Raw genomic sequence first — 24814 nt, forward strand, 5'->3', positions numbered from 1 at the left:
GCCATGTCGACCAACCCCTTTGAGGACGACACCGCCCGCTACCTGGTGCTCACCAACGACGAGGGCCAGCACTCGCTGTGGCCCGCGTTCGCCGAGGTCCCGGACGGCTGGACCGTCGCCCACCCCGAGGACACCCGCCAGGCCTGCCTCGACCACGTCGAGCAGCACTGGACGGACATGCGGCCCAAGAGCCTCGTGGAAGCCATGGACGCCTGAGATGACGGCGACCCCCACCGACACCCTCGACTACCCGGCGGCCATGGCGAGCGACGCCTTCCGCCGGGACCCGTACCCCTTCTACGCCCGCATGCGCGGCGCCGATCCCATCCACCGTACGGCGCAGGGGATCTGGTATGTCTTCCGGTACGACGACGTCGAACAGGCCCTGGGCGACCTGCGGTTGTCGAACGACAAGGACCGGATGACCGGCGCGCTCGTCGCGCAGGACGGCCGGATGCGGCAGCTGAGCCGGCTCGTCGCGCGGCTCGGACGCGTCATGAGCAACACCGACCCGCCGGACCACGCGCGCCTGAGGAAACTCGTCAACAAGGCGTTCACCGCACGGCGGGTGGAGGAGCTGCGGCCCCGGATCCAAGGGGTCGTGGACCGGCTGATCGACGAGGCCGGCGGGTCCACGTTCGACGCGCTCGCCGCCGTCGCCTCACCCCTCCCGCACGCCGTGGTCTGCGAACTGTTCGGCATCCCCGAGACGGACCGCGCCCAAGTCAAGGAGTGGTTCCGGGGGTTGGGCCGCATCCACGAGGACATCGACAAGGCCGAGAAGGTCGTCGACGCCTTCGAGACCTACCTGACCGGCCTCGCCCGCGAACGCCGCGCCGACCCGGGCGACGACCTGATCAGCGCCCTGGTCACCGCGCAGGCGCAGGACGACCGGCTCACCGACCACGAGGTCCTCTCCACCTGCTTCATGCTGATCACGGCGGGCGACGAGACCACCACCAACCTCGTCGGCAACGGCCTCCTCGCCCTCCTGCGCCACCCCGACCAGCTCGAACACCTGAGGGCCGAACCGGAGTTGATCCGCCAGGCGGTGGAGGAGTTCGTCCGGTACGACACCCCGAGCCAGGCCATCGTCCGGGTGGCCGCCGAGCAACTCGACCTGGGCGGCCGTACGTTGCCCCCCGGCGACCTGGTCTACCTGCTGCTCGCCTCGGCGGGCCGCGACCCCGGGCGCTACGACGACCCCGACCGCCTCGACCTGACCCGCGCCCACCCCCGGCACCTCGGCTTCGGCCACGGACCGCACTTCTGCCTGGGCGCCCCGCTGGCCCGCCTGGAGACCGAGATCGCCGTCTCCACCCTCCTCGCCCGCTGCCCCGGCCTGCGCCTCGCGGTCGGCCCGGACGAGCTGGACTGGCGCCCCAACCCGCTGCAACGCCGCCTCACGGCGCTGCCCGTCACCCACAACTCGAGGAAGTGACCACCGAGGTGACCGAGACTCAGGAACTCACCCCCACCCGCGAGTTGAAGGTGACCCGCGAACAGGTCCTGCCCTGCACGCCCGACCGCGTCTTCCGCGCGGTCGCCACCACCGACGGCAACGTCGGCTGGCTGTACCCCATGGACGTCGAACCCCGCCTCGGCGGCGCCGTCTCGCGCGGCTCCTCCACGGTCGTCGCCTGGGACCCGCCGCACGAATTCGCCTGCCGCACCCCCGACGTGGACGGCTTCACCAACACCCTCAGCTACCGCGTCGAGCCGCACGAGGACGGCTCCCTGCTGCGGATGGGCATCCACTGGGTGCACACCGGCACCCCCGACGACGGCTGGGACACCCGCGCCGACGCGGCCGAACGGCACGTCGACTTCTACCAGCACAGCCTCGCGGAGTACCTGCGGCACTTCGACGGGCGCCCCGCCACGTACGTCAAGGCGTCCAGGCCCGGGCCGCCCACGTCGCCGGACGCCTTCGACGCGGTACGGGAGAGGCTCGGCGTGCCGCCGGGGGCCGCGGCGGGAGACGTGGTCGTGGCCCTGCTGCCCGGCGGTCCGGTGGAGGTCCAAGTCGACCACCGGGACGGGGACTTCCTCGGACTGCGCGGCCCCGACGGCCTGTACCGCTTCTTCAACGGGGCCCGCTGGGACTGGCCGCTGTGGGTCGGCCACCACCTGTTCACGCCGGCCCCGGACACCGACGACGCCGCGTGGGACACGTGGCTCGCCGAAACGGCCCCCTGAGCCGAAACGACCCCCTGAGCCGAAACGACTCCCTGAGTCGAAACGGCCCGCTGAAGAGTCCAGCTGAAAGACCAGCTCGAAAGGAGCGCACCCATGCAGACCCAGACCCTCGTCTACTCCGCCGAACTCGTCGAGCAGGACGGCGTCTTCACCCTCGTCGTCACCGACCGCACCCACGGCACCGTGCAGTCCGTCCAGGTCCCGAAGCGGGCCGTCGACAAACTCCCGTACTTCCTCTCGCTGCTGACGTCACGTCAGTTCGGCATGTTCCGCTAGCAGTTAGGCACCGCACCGCCATGCCCCACCTCGCCCCCACCCGGCACCCCGCCCCGCCCCCGCAGCACACCGCCGACCGCTGGTTCCGCGCCCACCGCACCGCCCGGCCGCCCCGCCGCCGGCTGATCTGCTTCCCGCACGCCGGCGGCACCGCCCAGTTCTTCCACGGCTGGAGCGCCCACCTCCCGGACGACGTCGAGGTGCTGGCCGTCCGCTACCCCGGCCGCCAGGACCGCCTGATGGACCCCTGCATCGCGGACATGGCCGCGATGGCGGACGCCGTCACCGAGGCCCTGGCCGGCCGGCTCGACCTCCCCGTCTCCCTGTTCGGCCACAGCATGGGCTCCGCCATCGCCTACGAGGTCGCCCTCAGGCTGGAACGGCGCGGCGTGCGCCCCGAGCGGCTGTACGCCTCCGGCCGGGCCGCCCCGCACCGCGCCCGCCCCGCCGGAGTGGACCCCGACGACGAGGCCGGACTGATCGCGACCGTGCGCGGACTCGGCGACTTCCAGGCCGAGGTGTACGACATCCCGGAGCTGCGCGAACTCCTCCTGCCCGCCCTGCGCGCCGACTACCGCCTGATCGAGACCTACCGCCCGCCCCGCGCGATCCCCCTGCGCACCCCCGTGACCGCCTACACCGGCATCGACGACACCCACTGCCCCCTCGCCGACGTCCACGCCTGGTCCGAACTCACCACCAGCGGCTACGACTTGCGCACCTTCCCCGGCGACCACTTCTTCCTCGTCCCCCACGAGGCGGAACTCGTCCAGGACATCGCCGTCCGGCTGCACTGAACTCCCCGCTCTGGAGCACCCCTTGACCGACCTGACGGACACCCCCACCCGCCGCCCCCCGAACGAACCCCTCCTCCTCGACCGCGGCTTCCTCGCCGACCCGGCCGCCTCCTTCGGCGTCATCCGCGAGCAAGGCCCCGTCGTACGCGGCTGGTTGACCGAGACGCAGCCGGTGTGGCTCGTCACCCGCTACGACGACGTCCGCGAGGGGCTGCGCGACCACGCGCGCTTCGTGCACACCCCGGAGAAGGTCGACGGACACACCGGCGACGACCCCCGCCGCGTCCTCGTCGACATGCTCAACCTGCCCGAGGAGATGCGGAAGTACTTCCTCGTCTCCGCCCTCGACGCCGACCCGCCCGCCCACACGCGGCTGCGCGGCGCCGTCGCCCGCACCTTCACCGCCCGCCGCATGCAGGCGCTGCGCCCCCGCATCGCCGGGATCACCCACGACCTGCTCACCGAGGCGCTCGCCGACTCGGTGGACGGAACACTGGAGTTGGTGGAGGGCCTCGCCTTCCCCTCCGCCCTCACCGCCGTCTGCGAACTCGTCGGCGTACCCGAAGCGGACCGGGCCGTCTTCCGGCGCTGGGGCGACGACATCCTCGCCATGGACCCCGAACGGCTCGGCGCGTCCTCGCCGCCGCTGATCGAGACGATCACCCGGCTGCTCGACGAACGCCGCCGGGCCCCCGGCGAAGACCTCCTCAGCGGGCTCGCCCGCGGGCTGGACGAGGTCGAGGCCGTCGCCATGGTCATGAACGTCGTCATGGCCGGCTACGACAACACCGCCCAACTCCTCATCAACAGCCTCGCCGCACTCCTCACCCACCCCGGCCAACTCCGGCTCCTGCGCGACGACATGACGCTCATGCCGCGCGCGGTCGAGGAGTTCGTGCGCTGGTGCGGGCCCGACATCGTCGTCCGGATGCGGCTCGCCGCGCAGGATGCCGACCTGCACGGGACGCGGGTGCGGAAGGGGGACTGCGTGCAGTTCGTCCTCGTCTCCGCCAACCGCGACCCCCGGCGCTTCCCCGACGGGGACCGGCTCGACATCACCCGCGCCGGGACCGAGGAACACCTCGGGTTCGGGCAGGGCATCCACTACTGCGTCGGCGCCGGGCTCTCCCGGGTGCACTGCGAGGTCGCGCTCGGCGTCCTGCTCGAACGGTTTCCCCAACTACGGCTCGCGGGCGGGCCGGAGAGCCTCAAACGGGACGTCATCCCGGGAACCGCGCCGAGACTTCCGGAGCTGCGGGTGCTGGTCTGACGGAAAAACAGAAAAGGGCTCGGCTGTGCGAATTCGGCCGGACCCCGGGGATTGCCGAATTTCTTCCTGGCCTCTCCGTACCGTGACTAAAGTGGCCGTGCTGTCCACCGTCCGGGTCGAGGGGGTGCAGGCGTGGCCAACGCGCGAGAAAAACAGGACGGCGGCCCCACGGTCGTCGTCCTCACCACGTCGCACGTCGAATTCGACGCGGTGGAAAGACTGCTGGCGGGAGACCGGGAGAGTTCGGCCCGCGACGGGATCGGTACCGTGTACCGGCTCGGCTGGATCGACGGGACACGCTGGCGGGTCGCTCTCGCGGAGATCGGTACGGGGAACGGGGGAGCGGCCGTCGTCGCGACCCACGCGGTGAAGCGGTTCCGCCCCCGGCTCGTGATGTTCGTCGGCCTCGCCGGAGCGCTGCGCGCGGATGTCGCCGTCGGGGACGTGGTGGTCGCCACCAAGGTGTACGGGGTGCACGGAGCCAAGGTCACCGACGACGGGTTCCATGCCCGGCCGGAGAGCTGGCAACTCGCCCACGAGGTACGGCAGTCGGCCGCCGCGGCCCACCGCCGCTGGCGGCGCGGGCAGGGCGCCCCGGCCGTCCGCTTCGGACCGGTCGTCGCCGGGGAGGTGGTCCTTGAGGGGGACAGGTCCCCCTTCCGTGAGCGGCTGCGCCGGCATTACGAAGACGCGCTGGCCGTCGAGACCGAGAGCGCGGGGCTGGCCCAGGCGGCGCACATGCACCAGGGGTGGCCGACGGTGACCGTACGCGGGATCAGGGACCGGACGCGCGCCGGCGAGGAGGCGGGGGCGCGCAACGCGGCGGCGTTCGCGGTGGCGGTGGTGCGGGAGCTGGAGTGCGAGGAGGAAGAGCAGGACGTCCCCGAGGTGATCGAAGCGCGGGTGGACGTACCGCGTGGGTGGCGGGCGGGGGCCTCCGTGCGCGTCGCGGAGGCGAGATTCCTGCTGGAGGCCGATCAACTCGGGGAACAGGACGGGGTCTTCTGGGGACGGGCGTTGCGCCTCGGCCCCATGGCCCGGTTCGCGTGGCTGCGGAAGGCCGAAGGGCGCGGCCAGGGGCGGGAAGCGCTGCGCAGAGAGAACGAGTTCCTTCCCCGTGCCCCGCACAACACCTGGCGGGAACTGCCGCCGCGCGGCATCTACGAGGCCCGCGGCGACACCACCCTGCTGGCCCTCACCTGGCCGCTCGCCGGCTACGGCAGAGGGCGCCCGGCCCCGACCGTCGCGGACGCCTTCAACGCGCTGCCCCTGCCCGGTGGCGCACAGCGCCGGCTCCTCGAAGCCTGCGCCCGCCTGGCCGACGCCCTCGCCTTCCTCCACCACGCGGGCCTGGCCCACCGCGCCCTGTCCCCGGAGACCGTCCTCCTCCTCACACCCGACTCCCTGCGCCTGCGCGACCTCGGTGCCGCCTTCCGCCGCCCTCACCCCGGCGAGGGACACCCGGGCTACCGGGCTCCCGAGCAGGAGTACGCCACCTACCGCCCCACGCACCTGGGTCCCCCCACCGACATCCACCAACTCGCCGCCCTCACCTACCGCTTGCTCACCGGCACACCCCCCGCACCGACCCGCCCGCTCCCGCTGCGCACCTACCTCCCGACCGCTCCCACCCCGCTGGACGACCTCCTGCGCACCGCCCTCGGCCCCGACCCCGCCGCCCGGCCCACCGCCCCCGAACTCGCCGACCGCCTCCGCCGATCCGCCGCCGCCCTCACCGAGAATCCCACCCCATGCTGACCCGCACCCTGGACCTCCCCACCCCCCTGGTCCTCACCCCCTCCCGCTCTCTCGACGGCATCCTCGCCCGCCTCCGCCGCGACCACCCCCATCTCCCCGGCACGATCGAGGAGGTGGAGGCCGACCTCACCGCGAGGGACACCACCCCCGCCACCTTCCCCCCGCCCGGCAGACGCCAACAGGCCCTCGCCCTGTACGGCAGGGGCTGGCTCGCGCTGCTCGTCCCCGCGCCGGACGGCCGTGGCTACCAGGTCCGTACGGTCACCCCCCTCCGCTTCGACGACCACCACCGCCTCGCCCGGGGCTGCCTCCTGCTGCGCCCCACCGCGTGGACCGTCCGCGACACACCCCCGGGCCACGCCGACACGCACTGGGACCGCCTCACCGTCGAATGGGACCTCCTGCGCAAGGAGATCGCGACGAAGGGCCACCGCGCCCCCGACGAACGCGAGGCCCGCCACCTGGACCTCCTCACGAAGGCCGTCGACACGGAACACGAGCTGCAACGCGAACGAGCGGCGGCGGCACGGCCGTTCACGTACCGGGACGTCCTCCCGACGGCCCACCGCGCGACGTACACGTTCGTCCTGCACGGCCGCCGGGTCCCCGCCGAGGACGAGGTCCTCAGGGTCGCCGGTGAACCCGCCCTGCGCGGCCAGGTGTTGTCCGTCGACCAGCGGGGCGCCCGCCTCACCCTGGCCCTGGACCGGCCGGTCGACTGGCAACACCTCCCGAAGCAGGGCGAGTTGCAGCGCGTCGAGAACACCACGGTGCACGCCCGCCGCACCGACGCCCTCACCGCCCTCCGCGACGGCCACACCCGCAACCCCCACCTCCTCCCGATCCTCGCGGGCACCCGCGCCCCCCGCCCGGGCACGGACAAGGAACCCCGCGAAACCCTGCGGGGCCGGAGCAACACCCGTACACGGCGAGACACTTCGACGCCGGTCAAGGGCAGCCCTCCCGCGACGCCGCCCACCCCGGCCCTGGACCCATGGCAGCAGGCCGCCCTCCACACCGCCCTCACCACCCAGGACCTCAGCGCCATCATCGGCCCACCCGGCACCGGCAAGACCACCGTCATCACCGAACTCGCCCGCGCATCAGCCGAGTCGGGCCACCGGGTCCTCCTCACCGCCCACAGCAACACCGCCGTCGACAACGTCCTCACCCGCCTCCCCGCCGACCTCGTCACCCTCAGGGTCGGCCCCGAACACCGCGTCGACCCCGCTGCCCGCCACCTCCTCCTCGACCACCGCGCGACGGACCTCCGCCAGGGCATCCTGGACCGCGTCGGCGCCCGCCTCTCCGCCCACACCTCGGGCGGCCCCGGCGCCGACCGCTGGCCCAAGGCGCTGTGCGAGGCCGTCGGCGCCCTGGAAACAGCGCGGGAGCGGGAGCGGGACGCGAGGGCGGCGCTGGACGAGGCCCGCCGGGGCGTCGCGGGCCCGGCGCAGCTGCGGCTGGACCGCAGCGCCGTACGCCTGGCCCGCACCCTGGACCGCAGGGCCCGTACGGCGGACCGGCTGGAACGCCTCACACAGCTCACCGGGCACACCGGACACGCCGACGACACCGGCCCCCGCCCGAACTGGTGGCGCCGCCGCCAACTCGCCCGCGCCGAAAAGGCATTGGCCGTCTACGACGAGGCCGTCGAACAGGCCGCACGCGAGCGCCGCACCGCCGAGGACGCGCTCGACGAGGCGACCCGCGACCACCCCGCCGTGCACGAGCAGCGCGAGAACGTGGAGCGTGCCGCACGGGAGGTGACCCGCTGGCGGAAGGAGGCGGAGTACGCCGAGGCCCCGTGCCGCGCCCTGCTCGCCCCCGTCGGCGACGCGCCGCGGGACCTGCACGAGTTCGCCCGCTGGACCCGCACCGCGCACCCCCTCCTCGCGGCCCGCCGCACGGTCCTCGCGCAGTGGCGGGACGACGTGCGCGCGGCGAACGGCCAACTGCACGCGGAACTCGTCCGGTACGCCCACGTCGTGGGCGCCACCAGCAGCGGCTGCGCCGGACCGGAGCTGCTGACCGGCGTCGAGTTCGACCTCGTCGTCGTGGACGAGGCCGGCCAGATCACCACGGCCGACGCGCTCGTCCCGCTGGTGCGTGCCCCGCGCGCGGTCCTGGTCGGCGACCACCGCCAGCTCCCGCCGTACGCGGACGACGAGACGGTCTCCCGGGTCCACGCCGAACACGGCCCGGACGCCGCCGAGTTGACCGTACGCAGCATCCTCGAACTCCTCCAGGACCACCTCCCGGACACGGCCGTCGCCCCCCTGCGCACCCAACGCCGCATGCCCCGCGAGATCGCCGACTTCTGCTCGAAGGCGTTCTACGACGGCCAGTTGCTCACCCCGGACACCCCGGACACCCCGGATGCCCCGGCGCCCGGCACCACCCGCGGCAACCCGGGCCGCCCCGGCGACCCCCGCCGTCCCGCCACCACTTCCCCGAAACCCCCGCACCCCGACTGGCCCGCCCCCCGCCCCCTCTTCCGCACCCCCCTGGCCCTCATCGACACCTGCGACCTCCCCCCGGCCGACCGCGCCGAAGGCGGCGACCCCCGCTCCCGCGTCAACCGCGCCGAGGCCGACCTCCTCGCCGCCCTGGCCCGCCGCTGCACGGCGGACGACGAGGAGTGGGCGGTCATCGTCCCCTACCGGGCCCAGGCCGCCCTGATCCGCAACCTGTTGAAGGACCTCCCGCCCGGCACGGGGGACATCGCGACGGTCGACTCCTTCCAGGGCGGCGAACGGGACGTGGTCCTGTACGGCTTCACCCGGTCGAACCCGTCCGGCGAGGTCGGCTTCCTGGACGAACTCCGGCGCGCCAACGTCGCGTTCACCAGGGCCCGGCGCCGCCTGATCCTCGTGGGCGACTTCGACACCCTCACCCGGGCCACCGACGAGGGCTTCCGGGACCTGGCCCGCGCCCTGCGCGAACACACGGCGGACGTCGGCGAGTCGCTGCCGTCCCGCGACCTCGAAGCACGCCTCGGAGCCCGCACCGCATGATCCCCCGCCAGCGCCACAACCCCCTCGGTTTCCCGCCCGCCCGAGCCGTCGAGCACGCGGCGTTCCACCTGAGGGCCGCCCCCGAGTCGGTCCACCACCTCCTGCTGCCGGTGTGGCGGGTGGAGGTCGAGGCGAGGGTGACGGCCGCCGAGCCGTACCAGCTGATCGACCGCTACCTGATCAGAGCCGTCGCCGAAGCGGGGGTCACCACTCCCGAGGGACTCGCCTCGTTCCTCGCCCTGGACCCGGCGCTGACCCGCCAGGCCCTCGCCTACCTCACGGCGGTCGGCCACCTCACCGACCACCAGGGCGAGTTGGCGCTCACCCCCCTCGGTGAACGCTCCCTGGAAGCCGGCGAGATGTACACGGTGAAGCTCGGCGACCGCCGCATCGTCCACTTCGACGCCTGGACCGGTACCCCCCTACCCGAGAGCTACGCCGAACGGGGACCGGCAGGCCCGTCCCCCCTCGACACCTGGACCTCACCCCCCGCGCTCCTCGCCCCCGACCCCTTCCGCCCGGAGGCCGCCGAGGCCCTCGCGGAACCCGGCGTGTCCGACCCGAAGGCCCTGGCCTGGGACGTCGAGTACCTCCTGGCCCACGTGGTCCGCACCGCCGACGGCCGCCACCTGGTCTGCACCCGCCCCCACCGGGGCGAACCCGACCCCGTGCTGAGCCGCGCCCTGGACGGCGCCCCCGGCTGCGTCAGCGCCCTCGCGGTGGCGAGCGGCGACGCGCGCAACCGGTTCGAGGAGGAGGCGGGCCGCTGGCTGAGCCGCCACACCCTCGCCGACCACCGCCCCTACCGCGACCCGGACGGCCTGCACCGGGTACGCCTCGCCGAAGACGCGTGGGCGCAGGACGCCGGCCACGCGGACCTGCCCCCGCTCGGCTCGGTCGTCGTCCTGCGCTCCGGAGGCTTCTTCCAGCTCTGGTGCGAGGACCCCCGCGCCCGCCGCCGCGAACTGCGCCGCCGCATGGACGCGTTCGGCGCGGCCCGCCCGCGCGACGCCGAGACCCTGCGCCTACAGGAATTCCGGTTTGCCGCGCTCCTGGACGTCCAACCCGGTCAGAAATAGTCACCGGAAATCGAAAAAAGAACACGGTCAATCACTGATCGATTTCCAATCGAACTCTCCGCAACTAATTCGCCACGCTCTTATGGAAATCAGACACGTCGGCTGTCCGGCGGGAATAGCGTGAACGTCCACACGGAGGTGCCCCTGGGGAGAGGGGTGCCTCCTGAGGTGACGCGATTCCACACGCGATTCCATGCTCGATTTCAGGGGAGCACCGAGATTGACCATTTCACGGGTACTGTGCGCGGCCACGGCCGCGCTCGCCATTCCCGCAGCAGCCGTACCCGCGCAGGCCGCACCCGCCCCGGCCGCCGACCGCCCCGTCCACTACGTCGTGGCCGTCGACCAGTCCGGCAGCCTGGACCCCGCCGATGTCGGCCGGGAGCGTGAGGCGGTCGGCGCGATCGCCGTCAGTGAGCCGTCGAACCGCTCCACGCTGGAGGTCCTGGGCTTCGCGAGCGCCGAGAAGGAGGGCCAGACCGCCGTAGACAAGGTGTGCCCGGCGCGCGCCCTGGACGCGCTGGCGCGGGCCAGGACGGCGGACTGCGCGGGGCGGTTGCGGCGGCGCGAGCAGAACGAGGGCGCGGGCACCGACTTCATCGAGGTGATCCGGCAGGCCGTCGCCGACCTGCGGTCCGCGCCGGACACCGACCCGCGCGTCCTGTTCCTGATGACGGACGGCGTCCTGGAGGTGAAGGACAGCCTCAAGTACCGCAACCTGGACGCCGTCACGGCCCAGGAGGCCGCGGAGAAGGACCTCGCGGACGCGCTCGCCGAGGCCGCCGCCGCGCGCGTGCAGATCTGGCCGCTCGGCTTCGGCAGGGCCGACGAGAACGCGCTCACGAAGATGGCCGACGCCGGCTACCGGGCGGGCTGCGCCAACCTGAAGGACGCCCGCCCCCGCCCCCACATGGCCGACGGCCCCGAGCGCATCAGCGGCGCCCTCCAGGACGCCTTCGCGACGGCCCGCTGCTACTACCGCGACGAGGGCGGCTCGAAGCGCCCGCCGGGCGAACTCGCCGTCCGGATCTCGCCGTTGGCCACCGAGGGCACGATCGTCGTCGAGAAGGGCGACCCGGCCGTCACCGTGAAGTACTACGACCCGAGAGGCAGGCCCGTCGAGCCCGGTACGGGGGACGCGGACTCGACGTACGCGTTCACCGGGCAGGGCACCGCCACCGAGTCGCTGCGCGTCACCCGCCCCCTGCCCGGGAGGTGGAAGGTCGCGCTGGACGCGCCCGAGGGGCACCGGGACAAGGCGGCCAGCGTCAGCGTGCTGTGGCACGGCGCGGTGCGCTCCACGATCTCGCTCAGCGAGTACGCGCCCGCGCCCGGCGCGAAGGTCGAGATGCGGGTGCCGATCCTGACCCGCGAGGAGTCCGTGCCCGACCCGCGCGACCTGCGCGGCATCACGGTCACCGGCACCCTCGGTGGCGAGGGCATCGCGAGGCCGGTGCCGTTCGCGCTGGCCGGGGACGGCCGCGGCAGGTTCGCCGGCACCGTCACCGTGCCCCGGCAGGCGTCCGGCGCGCTCCTGTTCACGTCGAAGGTCATGGCGGTCGGCCTCCAGCCCGACGTACGCAGTCAGCCCGCCGCGGTCTTCACCCCCGGCAGGTCCCTGGAGGCCGCCCTCGCCCTCGGCGGCGCCGAACTGCACCCCGGGGACACGCACGAGGCGCAGCTCACCGTATCCAACACGGACACGAAGCCCCGCACCCTGACCCTCGCCTTCGCCGACACGAAGGCCACCGGGCTCACCCTCACCCCGCGCCACGTGACGGTCGCACCCGGCGCGGAGGCCCACCGCACCACGGTGAAACTCACCGTCGGCGACCACCTCGGCTTCCGCGTCCGCACCGACCCCACCGCCCTCGGCGGCAAGATCGTCGTCACCGACGACACCGGCACCGTCCTCGACGACCAGCTCCTCGACACGGTCTCGGTGAGCAAGAAGGCCAACCCGTGGGCGTGGGTCGCCGCGGGCGCGGCCCTGCTCCTGCTGCTCGCCGCCGCCTGGGCCGCCCTGCGCCTGCACACCCGCAGGCGCGCCGCACGCCCGCGCGGCACGCTCGTCCTGGCGGACCCCTGGGGCCGCGAACTGGCCACCCACCCGGTGCTGGACGGCCGGGGCGGCTGGTACCGCTTCGACGTCGAGGACGACGGCGACAGCCCCCGCGTACGGCGCTCCGCGCAGGGCGAGTGGGCCATGCGCCGCACCCCCGAGGGCGACGCCCAACTGCGGCGCGGTACCGACGAACCGGTGACCGTACGGCCCGGCGAAGGCGTGAGCGCGGGCGCCGACCTGGTCCTGAAGGTCGTCGACGGCACGCCCTCGCCGCCCCCGGACACCTGGTCGCCGTACGCCTCCGAGGTCGGCCACCCCGACCTGTGAACCGCCAGCGGGAAGGCACCCCATGAAGATCAACCAACCGATGCTCTACGTCGGCCTGGGCGGCACCGGAGGGCTCGTCGGCGCCGAACTCGAACGCCGGCTGCGCGCCGCGCTGTGCGGCCCGGACGGCACCGCGCTCGCCTCGCGCGGCATCAACCAGCGCTACCAGCTGCCCGAATGCCTCCAGTTCGTGTACGCCGACTACAGCGAGGCCGAGTTGGCCCGGCTCCCGCACCTGAGCGTGGAACCCGCGCTCCAGGCGGCGTACGCGCGCACCGCCCGCGCAACCCACGATCTCCTTCCCGGCTACGACAGTTCGCCGAGCGTGACCCGCGAACTGCGCGCCGCGATCCCGCGCGAGACCCGCGACTGGCTGCCCCCGCAGGCCACCGAGCCGCGCATCACCCCGCTGCGCAACGGCGCCGGCCAGCTCCCCACGGTCGGCCGCGCCGCCCTGTTCGGGACGCTCCTGCGGGACGACATGACGCCCGTGATGGGCCCGTTGCAGCAGGCCATCGACATCATCGGCCGCTCCGGCGGCGAGTTGAGCCGGCTCGGCGGCGGACCGATCTCCGGATGCGACGTGTTCGTGGCGTTCTCCGTCGCCGGGGGCACCGGCACCGGGATCTTCCTGGACTACCTGCACTTCATCGGGCAGGCGTTCAAGGAGAAGAACTTCAGCGGCGCCCGCATCTACCCGCTGGTCGTGATGCCGTCCGCGTTCCCCCTCGCCAAGGGCGGCGGCCGGGACGCCGAACTCAACGCCGCCCGCGCGGTGGTGGACCTGTTCCGGCTCGTCGACGAGCAGAACGTGCCCGTCGCGGACGACGTGATCGGCGACGTCGACCACGCCTCCGGGACCGCGATCCGCTACCCGCACGACCGGACCGTACGCCTGGACGCCGGGGTCATGCCGACGGCGTTCCTCTTCAGCCGCACCGCCGGGATCCGCCCGGACGACCTGCGCCGGTCGATGGTGTCGCTCATCATGTCGCTGATCGGCGCCGAACTGGGCGACGCCCCCGGGCGGGACGACGAGCACCAGACCTTCGCGTCCAGCTTCATCAACTCCGACGCCAAGCGCCGCATCCGCGCCAAGTCGGGCATCGGTCACCGGGGCGTCTCCACGAGCCTCGTCGCCTCCATGACCGTCCCCCTGGAACCCCTCGCCGACCTGGTCTCCGCCCGCCTGCTCGCACACGGCGTGTCCCGGCTCGCGGACGCCTCCGCGCAGCACAGCCACGAGTACGCCGGGACGGTGCGCCGCATGTTCGCGGACGCCGGGCTCGAAGAGCTGTGGAACCGCGATCCCCTCCCGCCGCCCGAGGCCCGCCCCGCGCAGCGCGGCGGCGCCGGCATCGAGGAGTCCCTGACGACCCGACTGCGCGAGATGCAGGCGACGTTGGAGGATCTACGGCGCCGGGTGGCGCGCCGTGTGCCGGTGCTCGCGGAGCAGTTCTCGCCGCAGACGGCGCTGGAGCGCGCCCTGCGCACCATGGACCCCTTCCAGGTCGAACGCGTCGTCAAGGGCGTCCCCGGCGACCCCGACCCGGTCACCCGGCAAGGTGTCCTCGGCATGCTGGAGAGCCGGGCCCGCGAACCCGGCGGCGGCGAGCACCGGGCCCTCCTCCCGCCGCCCGTACCGAAGTTCAAGGACGGCATCGCCGCCCGCCTCGCGCGCACCCGGCACGACGAACTGCGCGCGCGGACCGAGGCCGAGCAGAACACCTGGTACGCCGCCCGCACCAAGGCGATCTGGCACGAGGCGTGGCGGGCGGAGGAGCAGCGCTGGCGCCCCAAGGCCGCCGCCCTCACCGCCGAGATCGCCGCCCTCGTCGAGGCGTTCCACAAGCACCGCGAGGAGGAGCCGCGCGCCTACAAGGCGCAGGTCCTGGAGCTGTACGACGACCGCACAGGCGTCTCCTACCTGCTGCCGCCACAGAACAACCTCACCGATTTCTACGACGACCTGCGTGAACGCCTCACGAAACGCGAGAACTTGAGGGACAGCGACGACGAGGCGGCGCTCGTGCACGCCCTCGTCGACGCCGACGCGTGGCAGGCGGCCCGCACGATCGCCCGCCGCAACCCGGACGCGGCCGTCGCACCCGTCAAGGCGGCGATCGAGCAGCGGATCAAGCAACTCTTCGCGCAGAGCGGCACGTTGCACGACGAGAAGCCCCTCCTGCCGTCCATGGCCATGCTGCTGGAGGCGGCGGCCGGGGTCGGTGCCTCCGCCGAGTCCGTCGGGAAGGCCGCGCTCGACCAGTTCCGGTTCAAGATCGCCGGGCTGATCCCGCACGGCTTCGTGCCCGAGGGCGGCGGACCGCTCAAGGTCCTGGTGGTGTACCCGCGTTCGTCGGCGAAGGACACCGTCGAGGACTACCTCCGCAAGCACCTCTCGCTGCCGCGCGGGAGCACCGAGTTCAACGGCGTGGACACCGACTCGATCACCGTCGTCCTGTTCCGCCGCGAGATGAGCCTCACCGAAGTCCCGGAAGTCCGCAAGGTGTTGAAGCGCTGGGCGAAGGCGCGCGAGACCGAGGTCGCCGCCGACTACCTCGACTGGCGCCAGCGCCTCGGACGCGGCGGCGAGTGGCTCGCGGCGACCGCGGAGGACCGCCGCGAGATCCTGCACCGCCTGCTGTGCGCCCTGTGGAAGGGGCAGGTCGAGGTCGTCGAGGGCACCGACCAGGAGCCCGTCAAGGTCCTGGTCCGCCTGCACAGCAGCCTCCCCGACGACGTCACCACCGACGTCCCCGGCATCGAACTGCGCCTCGGCGACCGGCCCCGGCACGGCGTCTCCGGCTGGGCCCGCATCCTGCACGCCTACGAACAGATCGCCCTCCTCACCGAGGACGCCGTCGTCGAGACGTACTGCCAGGCCCTCATGGAACGCAGCGCGAACAACCTCGGCGAGGAACCCCACCCGCTGTACACGTACGTCGTCGAGGAACTGGCGCCCCGTCAGATCGCCCTGATCCGCGACCGGTTGGCGCGCTCCGTGCACACCTCCGGCGAATGGGCCGACTCCCTCCTGGAGTTCTGGACCGAGCTGCTGCCCGCCGCCCTTGACACCCCGTTCGCCGACAAGAACGCCGTCGCGCCCACCCTGCGCTCGCTGCGGCACGCGCTGCGCGAGATCGACGTCATCGAAGTGACGGAACGTCAGGTGCCGCGCGCCCGGGGCGCGTTCCCCTGGGACGACCGCCCCGACGCCGGGCAGCCGCCCCGCGAGCAGCCCCTGCCCCCCTTCGCCGGGGTCGCCGCCGCAGGCGACGGCTGGCCCGGCGAGGAACCCGACACCCCCGCCCCCGCCTGGACCGAGGCCCGCGAACAGGAGCCGGCCAGGCGCCCCGGCGCGGGCGAGGCGGGCGACCCGTGGAAGGACGTGGAATGACGAGCCCGGTCATCGTCCTCGACCTGAGGCAGGCGGCGAGCGGCCTCGCGGACGCCGCCGGACTGCGGTCCGCCGTCGCCGAACGGCTGCGCGAGGCCGGCCGGCCCGAACCCGCCGACGGCCACTACCGGTTCCTGCTCGTCGACACGCCCGCCGGGCTCGGACTGCGGCACAGCGTGTACGAGCGCGTCATCGCCTACGGCAAGCGGACGTCCGTACTCGCCCTGGCCGTCGGGGAGTTGACCCCGCCGCCGCAAGCGCCGCCCGCGCCCGCCGCCGAGGCGTGGGACCCGCTCGCGGGGCCCGTCGACACCTGGGAAGGGGCCGGTGCGTGGGGGGCCACCGGGTCCACTCGGGCCGGGGGCGACGACTGGGGGCCGGCCCCTGACCCCGCCGATGCCTGGGGCGCCACGCCCGGGGGCGCCGACCGAGGCACCCCCGCCGATCCAGCCCCCACCAGAGGCACCGCCCCCGACCCCGCCCGCCCCGCCCACCACGGCCCCCGCCTCACCCGCCCCGCCGCCCTCCAGGGCGAGGGCTGCGGCCTCCTGTGGGCCGGCGACCTGCGCGCGGCCCGCACGGCGGGCGACCCCGACGTCACCCCCGACGACCCCCGCGCCCTGTCCGTCCTCGTCGACGTCCTGTGCGGCCTCTTCGACGACGTCCTCGACCGGCTCGCCGCCCTCACCGACTCCGCCGCCGTCCCCGCCGTCCGCTTCCTGGAGCACGACCTGTCCCCGGCGGCCCGCGACCGGGCCTGGACGGACGCCCTCCTGCGCCTCGCGGGCGACACCGGACAGCCCCTGCCGGAAGGGGCCCTGGACCTGGGCGACCTGCTCTCCGGAACCGGCGCGGACGTCCACGCCACCCCCGGAGGCCGCCTCGAACGCTCCCGGAGACGCTGCGCCGACACCCTCACCGCGCTCGCCCGCGCCCGCCGCACGGGCGCCGCCCCCGGCGCGCTGGCCGAAGCGGTGGAGGTCCTGGAACGCCACCGGGCCCTGATCGTCGAGGTGTTGAGGTCCGAGGACCCGCCGACGGCGGACGTGACGGTCGCGCCGAACACCCTCACCCGCGAGGACCTCGCCCGGGCGCTGCGCGTCGCGACCGAGCAACTCCTCGACCGGGGCACCCCGTTGCGCACGGTCGCCGCTCGACTCGTCGCCTTCGGGGAGGAGATCGTCCCCGCCGCGAGCACGGAGACCGCCTCCGAGGCCGAGCGCCGCTGCCCGCCCGACCGCATCGCCCGGATCACCCCGCACCAGCCGTACACCGTCCGCCCCGCCCTGCCGCTCGCCCTCCTCGCGGGCGCCGCGTCCGGGCTCTGGCCGCTGGGCGCGCCGGTCGTGCTGGCCGCGATCTGGGCGGGCCTGCGCAACCTCAGGGCCGGGCTCCTCGCGAGTGCCGCCTTCGTCCCCGGCGTCGCGGCCGGCGCCTTCGCCGGCAGCGCTCTCGACCTGCCCGCCTGGACCCCCGTACCCGCCCTGACCTGCGGCCTGCTCGCCGCCCTGCTGCTGGTCCGGCTCGGCCGGCGGGCCGCCGCCGACGCCTGGTGGCGGACCTCGGGCGCCGACGACACCGGCCGCATCCTCACCGACCTCGACGCGCTCCTCGCCCAGGGCGCCGCCCGCCGCTGGTGGGCCGCCGGGCACCGCCGCGACCTCGCCGACCTGGCCCGCGCCACCGCCGGGGTCCTGCGCGCCGCCGCCGACACCGCCCAGGAGTACGCGGGCGTCCCCCGGCCCCGGCAAGGGGCGTACGACAGCCTGGGCGAGGGCCTCAGGCTCGTCCCGCCGGAGCTGCTGGACCCGCCGACGGCCACCGGGGACGACGTACCCCGCTGGCTGGGCCGCGAGGCCGGCGAGGGCGGGCCGGCGCTGGTCGCGACGCTGCGCGACGACCTCGACGCGGCCGTACGCACCACGCTGAGCTGGAGCGCGAGCCGCACGCGCGGGGATGTGCGCGCCCTGTTCGACGCGGCCCGCCGGCATCTCGACCGGCACGGCGTCGTCGCCCCCTCCCCGCACCGGCCCGACCGTGAACGCCCCGACACCGAGGCCCTGTTGGGGGTCGCCGCCCGCGAGCCGGAGGACGATACGGCGGACCTCGTCGAGCTGGTCACGCCGCAGCAGTCCGCGCTGCTCAGCAAGGACCCCGGGCAGGCCCGCCGCATCCGGTTCGCCCCGCACACCGCGCGCCGCCCCGCCTGGGCCGCCGACCAGCCCGTCCTCTTCCCCGGCCGCTACAGCGGCACCCTGCGCCTCACCCCCCTGCGCCACGGCGTCATCCACACCGTCCGCCGCACCGCTGCCGCCGCCGACACCGAGGACACCTGGTGAACGACATCCCCAAGGGCCGCCTGTCCTTCCTCACCCCGCAGGGCGTCCGCCGCACCGAACCCGTGAGCATCGGCGACCGGCGCCGCCGCACCGTCCCGCCACCGCTCACCGCACGCGACGTACGCCTCGCCGACCGCCCCGCCGTCAAGCTCACCGCCGCCGACCCCGAGACCGGACCCGCCCGCCTCGAAGCCGAGGCCCGCGCCGCGCTCACCGTGCACCGCGCCTTCGCCACCACCCCCTACCGCAGCCTGTTCCCGGCGCTCGTCGGCCACGACATGGACGCCGACGAGCCGTTCCTCCTCTACGAGGCCCCGCGCGGCGACCCCGCCGCCCGCCTCTCCTACGGCATCTCCACCACCGAACAGCGCACCGTGGAACGCGACCTGGTGCTCGCCGTCCGGCTCCTGGAGAGCGTCGGACTCGTCCACACAGGGCTCGTCCCGGCCGCCGTGCGCTGGGACGGCAAACACGTCCAGCTCTGGGACCTCGCCTCCGCCGTCCCCCTCGGCGCCCCGCGCCGGCCCGCCGGGACCCCGCCGTACGCGTCTCCCGAACAGCGCCGGGGAGTCGGGCGCTGCGACGCACGCGACGCGTTGTGGAGCGCCGCGCAGATCGTCTACCAGCTCGCCGCAGGGCACCCCGGCGACCCCGACGGGCCGCCCGCCGACCTCGCCTCCTACCGCTCACTCGAACTCGGCGACGCCTTCGCCCCCTCGGCCGACGCCCGCCCCGAACCCGCCCTGGTCCTGGCCCGGTTGATGCCGGGACCCGACCCGGCCGCGCTCGCCGAGGCCCGCCCCGACCCCCTCGAACCCCACCGGCAGGAGTACGACCGCGCGATGGAACGCAAACGCAGGGCGGCCGGCGTCGTCCCCGACCACCCCCCGGCCCCCGAGCCCGGGCAGCCCCGGCGCCGCACCTGGTTCGGCGGGAGGGCCTACTGAGATGACCGCCCACGAACGCGTCCTGTGCCCCTACTGCCTCGACCACGTCCAGTACGACGAGTCCCGGCTGCACCGCCGCACCGAGACCTTCACCTACGAACGCCTCGACCCCGCCGACCTCGCCAGCCCCCTGCGCCGCGCCGACGTCCTGCGCTCCGCGTTCCAGGCGTGCGCGGGCGGCGAGGGCGGCGAACCCCACTTCGTGCCCGTCCCCTACCTCACCAACGGCCGCCCCTTCACCGTCGCCATGATCGGCGCCTCCGGCAGCGGCAAGAGCCACCTCCTCACCCAGATGGTCGCCGAGGTCATCGGCGGCGGCCTCGACCCCTACGGCGTGCGCTGGCAGTCCGTCAACCCCGCCGACCACGCCGCGTTCGTCCGCGAACGCGTCGTACGGCTGCGCCAGGGACGGCAGCTGGAGGCCACCGGGCAGACCTCGTTCGCCGAGTTCGTCGAAGCGCTGCTGCTCACCGGCGCCGACCGGCAGGTGCGGCCCGTCGCCTTCTTCGACCTCGGCGGCGAGGACCTCATGCGCACCGACAGCCTGCTGCGCTTCCTCCTCGGCGTCGACGCCCTCGTCTTCGTCGTCGACCCGCTGCTCGCCCTCAAACTGCCCCACCTCGACGAGCCCCGCAAGGACGCCGGGCTCGAACTCACCGGCAGCGACCCGGCGTTCGAGACCGTCCTCGACCGGCTCCCGCTGCGCGACGGCTACCTCGACATCCCCTGCGCGCTCGTCGTCGGCAAGGCCGACCTCCTGCGCTTCGAACCCCCGGTGGACCGCTGGCTCGGCCAGGACTCCTCCTACGACCCCCGGCTGCTGCGCGAGGAGAGCCGCGACGCGTACGCCTTCCTGCGCCGGCACGCCGACCCCGGCTGGCTGCGGCCCTTCGACAGCGCCCTGCGCTGCACCCTGCACTTCGCGTCCGCGACCGGAGGCAGCGCGCGCGACAGCCACTTCCCCCAAGGGGTGCGCTCCCGCCGGGTGTTGGGGCCCCTGGTGTCCCTCCTCGCGATGTGCGGGATGTTCACGAAAGAGACGGCCGTGGGGGGTGTCGCCGGTGGCGGACTCCGCTGAGGCCGACCTCCTGCTGTTCCGCTGGGAGGGCAACCGCGACCGGTACGTCACCGGGATCGCCGCCAGCGCGCACTCCTGCTCGGGAGCGCGCGCCGAGGAACTCCGGGCGCTGCTCGCGCCGTTGCTGCGCGTCGAGGGCGCGGGGAGCCGGCGGCCCAGCGTCGTGCGCTGCCTCGACCCCGGGACCGGGGAAGCCGTCGTCGTCCACCGGCGCCCCACCCTCGACGCGCGCGGCCGGGAGTCCACCGTCTCCCGCGCCCTCGTCGGCAGCCCCGCGCTGCTCACCGCCCGCGACTCCATCACCCTCGCCGACCCGCACTGGGACTGGCTCGGCGTGCCCGACGACGCGTCCGGAGAACTGGACCGCGTCCCCGCCGACGCCGTACGCCGCCGGTTCGCGCAGGCCCTGCCCGACTACCTCGACTGCGTCTCCTACATCCGCACGCCCCTCGAAGTCGCCGTCGCCCAGCTCATCCGCACACCCGGACACCGGCTGACCTTCCTGCGCCGGGAGGTCCACGACCTGGAGAACGTCAACTACGCGCCGCTGCTCATCTGGGGCGTGTGCGCGATGCTGGGGGAGTGGCTGGGGGACTCCTCCCTGACCTACGCCAGCTTCGACACCCAGGCCGACGCGCGGCTGCGGCTCGTGTGCGTGCCCGAGTGGCCCCGGTCCGCCGTGGGCGGCTCCGGCGTCGAACGGATCTCCTTCGCGCAGGCGCCCCGCGACGAGGCCCGCGAAGTCGCCGCGCGGCTGGTGGAGCTGTTCCTCGCGGCGCCGGGGCAGCCGGAGGAGCTCGCGGCCGTGCTGCGGGGGTGTCCGGGGCCGGGGGCGATGGGGGTGGGGGAGCGGTTGGACGCGCTGATCTCGGGGCTGGGGGGTGGGGTGGGGCGCGGGAGCGGTGGGGGTGTCACGGGGGCTACGGGTATGACGCCGGTGCCTGAGGTGGTGGCCGAGGAGGTGGTGGCCGAGCCGGAGCCGGTGCACGTAGTACCCGTAGCACCGGTAGTACCCGTGGTACCGGTAGTACCCGTAGTACCGGCCGTACCTGTAGTACCTGCACCGGAACCGGCACCCGGCCCAGCACCCGTCATATCCGTAACCCCCGTAGTACCCGTAACCCCGGTAGCACCCCCGGCTCCCGTGGACCCCCCGCACCCACCGCCCCCCGACCCCCTACCCCTGGTACCACCCCTTCTCCAGCCCTACGGCCCGTACGACCCACAACCCCCCGCTCCCGCTCCCACCCCTGCCCCCACCCCCCGCCCCGACCGCAACCTCCCCCACCGCACCCGCCGCCTCGGCCGTCTCGGCAAGTACTCCTCCCCGGACTGGTGGCGTCAGCGCCCCACCCGGGAGGCACCCGGGCTGCTCCTCACCCGGCTGACGGGACTGGACCGCCTGTCCGACGACACCCTCTGCGCCGAACTCGCCCGTCCCGGCGTGTCCCCCCGGGCCGCGCAGGAGATCCTGCGGGCGCTGGAGCGCCGGACCAGGTGGCGTACGTTCGGGGAGGCCGTCACCCTCGCCGGGACCGTCTTCGGCCACGGCATGTTCCTGCGGAGCGAGTGGCGGGCGGCGCTCACGGAGGAGGACCCCCGGCACGGGGGAGTCGCGGGGGCCGTACGGATGTTCCGCTGGGCGGTGCTGCCGTACCTGTGCCGGCCGGAGCTGGCGGCGCGGGTGGCGGGGATGCTGGACTCCCTCGCGAAGGAACAGCCGCCGGAGGTGCGGGAGTTCTGGCGCCGGGCGCTCTTCGAGCAGGACCCCGCGCCGGAGCTGCCGGCCGTGCTGTGGCGTGAGCTGGCGTGGAACCGGCCGTGGGAGGAGCGCCGGGCCACCGGACCGGCAGCCCTCCGCGTACCCCCTCAGTCGTCCCCGGTGACTACCCCCGTACCCCCCACCCCCTTCACCCCCGCCACCCCCGTCACCCCCTCCACCCACCGCACCCCCTCACCCCCCGACGACACCGCGAAGGTCGTCACGATCGCCCTGGTCCTGCTCACCCTCTTCGTCCTGCTCGTCCTGCTGCTCGGCCGGTAAGCCTCTTACCTCCCTCCGACCCCGCCGTCCCCACCCGTACCCGTCGCCTTCACATCACCGCCACCCGCCCCACCCCGCTCGTTCGGCCCCTCTCGCGACACTCCTGGCGCACGCGTTCCGACACGAACCGGCCGGAAGAAGTCCGCCCAGGTCGAGAGGTCACCCATGTCAGAGGTCAACCGGCGCCGCTTTCTCCAACTCGCGGGTGCCACCACGGCGTTCACCGCGCTGTCCGGGAGCATCGAGCGGGCCGCGGCGCTGCCCGCGAACCATCGGACGGGGTCGATCGAGGACGTCGAGCACATCGTCGTCCTGATGCAGGAGAACCGCTCCTTCGACCACTACTTCGGCCGGATGCGCGGGGTGCGCGGCTTCGGCGACCCGCGTCCGGTCGTCACCCGCGAGGACGGCAAGCCGGTCTGGTACCAGTCGGACGGCAAGAAGGACGTCCTCCCGTTCCGCCCCGACCACGACGACCTGGGCCTCGCCTTCGTCCAGGACCTTCCGCACGGCTGGAACGACGGCCACGCCGCGTTCGACGGCGGCAAGTACGACCAGTGGGTCCCCGCCAAGGGCTCCACGACGATGGCGTACCTGGAGCGCGGCGACATCCCCTTCCACTACGCGCTCGCCGACTCCTTCACCATCTGCGACGCCTACCACTGCTCGTTCATCGGCTCGACCGACCCCAACCGGTACTACCTGTGGACGGGGTACACCGGCAACGACGGCAAGGGCGGCGGCCCGGTCCTCGGCAACGACGAGGCCGGGTACTCCTGGACGACGTACCCCGAGCGGCTGGAGAAGGCGGGCGTCTCCTGGAAGATCTACCAGGACGCCGGTGACGGCCTCGACAAGGCGGGCGGCTGGGGCTGGATCCAGGACGCCTACCGGGGCAACTACGGCGACAACTCGCTGCTGTACTTCACCCAGTACCAGAACGCGAAGCCCGGCGACGCCCTCTACGAGAAGGCCCGCACCGGCACGGACGCCAAGCACGGCGAGGACTACTTCGCGCGGCTGAAGGCCGACGTCAAGGCGGGCACGCTCCCGCAGATCTCCTGGATCGTCGCCCCCGAGGCGTTCACCGAGCACCCCAACTGGCCTGCGAACTACGGGGCTTGGTACGTCTCGCAGGTCCTCGACGCGCTCACCTCGAACCCCGAGGTGTGGTCGAAGACGGCCCTGTTCATCACGTACGACGAGAACGACGGCTTCTTCGACCACGTCGTCCCGCCGTTCGCCGAGGAGGGCCGCTCGACGGTCGAGACCGGCCCCGACGTCTTCAAGGGCGACGCGGCGGGGCACGTCCCCGGTCCCTACGGGCTCGGCCAGCGCGTCCCGATGATCGTCGTCTCGCCCTGGAGCAAGGGCGGTTACGTCTGCTCCGAGACCCTCGACCACACCTCGGTCATCCGGTTCATGGAGCGCCGCTTCGGCGTCCACGAGCCCAACATCTCGCCCTGGCGGCGCGCGGTCTGCGGCGACCTGACGGCCGCGTTCGACTTCTCCCGCAAGGACGTCCGCCCGGTCGCGCTGCCCTCGACGGCCTCCTACGAGCCCGCCGACAGGAACCGGCACCCCGACTACGTCCCGACCCCGCCGGCCCACCCCGCCCTGCCCCGGCAGGAGCGCGGCCACCGGCCCACCCGGCCCCTCAAGTACGCGCCCAGCGTCGACGCGAAGACCGGCTCCGGGGCGCTGACCCTGACGTTCGCCTCCGGGGCGCACGCCGGGGGCGCGTTCCTCGTCACAACGCCCGGCACAACTCCGCGGAGCTACACGACCGGCGCGGGCAAGAAGATCTCCGACACCTTCACCGGCGCCTCCTACGACCTCACGGTCCACGGGCCGGCCGGGTTCCTGCGCGCCTTCAAGGGCGAGACCGCGCACGCCGGGCCCGAGGTCGTCGCCCGGCACGTCGGCGACCGCGTGGAGCTGACCTTCACCAACACGTCCAAGGACACGGTCGAACTCCGCGTCACCGACGCGTACCGCTCCCGTACGACCACGGTGAAGCTCCGCCCGCACGCCGTCCTCAAGCGCACGGTCGAGACCGGCAAGGGACACCGCTGGTACGACCTGACGGTCACCTCCCACGCTTCCTCCACGTTCCTGCGCCGGTTCGCGGGGCACGTGGAGAACGGGCGGCCGGGGGTCAGCGACCCGGCGATCATCACCGAGTAGTCGTACCCGGGTAGTACCACGGGACCGCTCG

Annotated in this window: 16 protein-coding genes; all 16 read left to right on the forward strand. The window is 73.9% G+C overall.

The window, feature by feature from the left end:
• Positions 1 to 3: 3 nt before the first annotated feature.
• The 16 genes from PV682_RS06040 (at position 4) to PV682_RS06115 (ending at position 24783) form a co-directional block, all read left to right on the forward strand.
• Entirely contained in the window at positions 4 to 216 is a 213-nt protein-coding gene (locus PV682_RS06040) for an MbtH family protein (protein ID WP_319724752.1), read from the forward strand.
• Between the two features lies 1 nt (position 217).
• A complete protein-coding gene (locus PV682_RS06045; RefSeq protein WP_319724754.1) occupies positions 218 to 1441 on the forward strand; it encodes a cytochrome P450 family protein in 1224 nt (407 codons plus the stop codon).
• A gap of 8 nt (positions 1442 to 1449) precedes the next feature.
• A complete protein-coding gene (locus PV682_RS06050) occupies positions 1450 to 2199 on the forward strand; it encodes an SRPBCC family protein (RefSeq protein ID WP_319724756.1) in 750 nt (249 codons plus the stop codon).
• 93 nt (positions 2200 to 2292) lie between these two features.
• The gene (locus PV682_RS06055; protein WP_319724757.1) at positions 2293 to 2475 is read left to right on the forward strand and encodes a hypothetical protein; all 183 of its coding nucleotides are present in this window, start codon (positions 2293 to 2295) and stop codon (positions 2473 to 2475) included.
• A 20-nt stretch (positions 2476 to 2495) separates the two neighbouring features.
• Positions 2496 to 3272, forward strand: a complete 777-nt coding sequence (locus PV682_RS06060; RefSeq protein ID WP_319724759.1) for a thioesterase II family protein — start codon at positions 2496 to 2498, stop codon at positions 3270 to 3272.
• A 22-nt stretch (positions 3273 to 3294) separates the two neighbouring features.
• Positions 3295 to 4542 carry a cytochrome P450 gene (locus PV682_RS06065; protein WP_319724761.1) on the forward strand — a complete coding sequence of 416 codons (1248 nt, stop codon included), beginning with the start codon at positions 3295 to 3297 and terminating at the stop codon, positions 4540 to 4542.
• A gap of 132 nt (positions 4543 to 4674) precedes the next feature.
• On the forward strand, positions 4675 to 6300 hold the full coding sequence (locus PV682_RS06070; protein WP_319724763.1) for a phosphorylase family protein: 1626 nt from the start codon (positions 4675 to 4677) through the stop codon (positions 6298 to 6300).
• Positions 6294 to 9317 carry an AAA domain-containing protein gene (locus PV682_RS06075; protein ID WP_319724765.1) on the forward strand — a complete coding sequence of 1008 codons (3024 nt, stop codon included), beginning with the start codon at positions 6294 to 6296 and terminating at the stop codon, positions 9315 to 9317. Before PV682_RS06070 ends, PV682_RS06075 begins: the two co-directional genes overlap by 7 nt.
• Entirely contained in the window at positions 9314 to 10396 is a 1083-nt protein-coding gene (locus PV682_RS06080) for a hypothetical protein (protein ID WP_319724767.1), read from the forward strand. Before PV682_RS06075 ends, PV682_RS06080 begins: the two co-directional genes overlap by 4 nt.
• A gap of 220 nt (positions 10397 to 10616) precedes the next feature.
• Positions 10617 to 12788 (forward strand): vWA domain-containing protein, encoded by a 2172-nt coding sequence (locus PV682_RS06085; RefSeq protein ID WP_319724769.1) that lies wholly within the window; start codon positions 10617 to 10619, stop codon positions 12786 to 12788.
• 22 nt (positions 12789 to 12810) lie between these two features.
• Positions 12811 to 16188, forward strand: coding sequence for a tubulin-like doman-containing protein (locus PV682_RS06090; protein WP_319724771.1), 3378 nt, complete (start codon positions 12811 to 12813; stop codon positions 16186 to 16188).
• Positions 16185 to 18527: a hypothetical protein gene (locus PV682_RS06095; RefSeq protein ID WP_319724772.1), complete on the forward strand. Its 2343-nt coding sequence runs from the start codon at positions 16185 to 16187 to the stop codon at positions 18525 to 18527. The genes PV682_RS06090 and PV682_RS06095 overlap by 4 nt, the downstream gene beginning before the upstream one ends.
• Complete coding sequence (locus PV682_RS06100) at positions 18524 to 19474, forward strand: hypothetical protein (RefSeq protein WP_319724773.1); 951 nt, start codon at positions 18524 to 18526, stop codon at positions 19472 to 19474. Before PV682_RS06095 ends, PV682_RS06100 begins: the two co-directional genes overlap by 4 nt.
• Position 19475: 1 nt before the next feature.
• The gene (locus tag PV682_RS06105) at positions 19476 to 20552 is read left to right on the forward strand and encodes a hypothetical protein (protein WP_319724775.1); all 1077 of its coding nucleotides are present in this window, start codon (positions 19476 to 19478) and stop codon (positions 20550 to 20552) included.
• A complete protein-coding gene (locus PV682_RS06110) occupies positions 20536 to 22596 on the forward strand; it encodes a hypothetical protein (RefSeq protein ID WP_319724777.1) in 2061 nt (686 codons plus the stop codon). The genes PV682_RS06105 and PV682_RS06110 overlap by 17 nt, the downstream gene beginning before the upstream one ends.
• A gap of 165 nt (positions 22597 to 22761) precedes the next feature.
• Positions 22762 to 24783, forward strand: a complete 2022-nt coding sequence (locus PV682_RS06115; protein WP_319724779.1) for a phosphocholine-specific phospholipase C — start codon at positions 22762 to 22764, stop codon at positions 24781 to 24783.
• Positions 24784 to 24814 lie beyond the last annotated feature (31 nt).

This window comes from Streptomyces niveiscabiei (genome assembly GCF_033794345.1).
GTDB lineage: Bacteria > Actinomycetota > Actinomycetes > Streptomycetales > Streptomycetaceae > Streptomyces > Streptomyces niveiscabiei.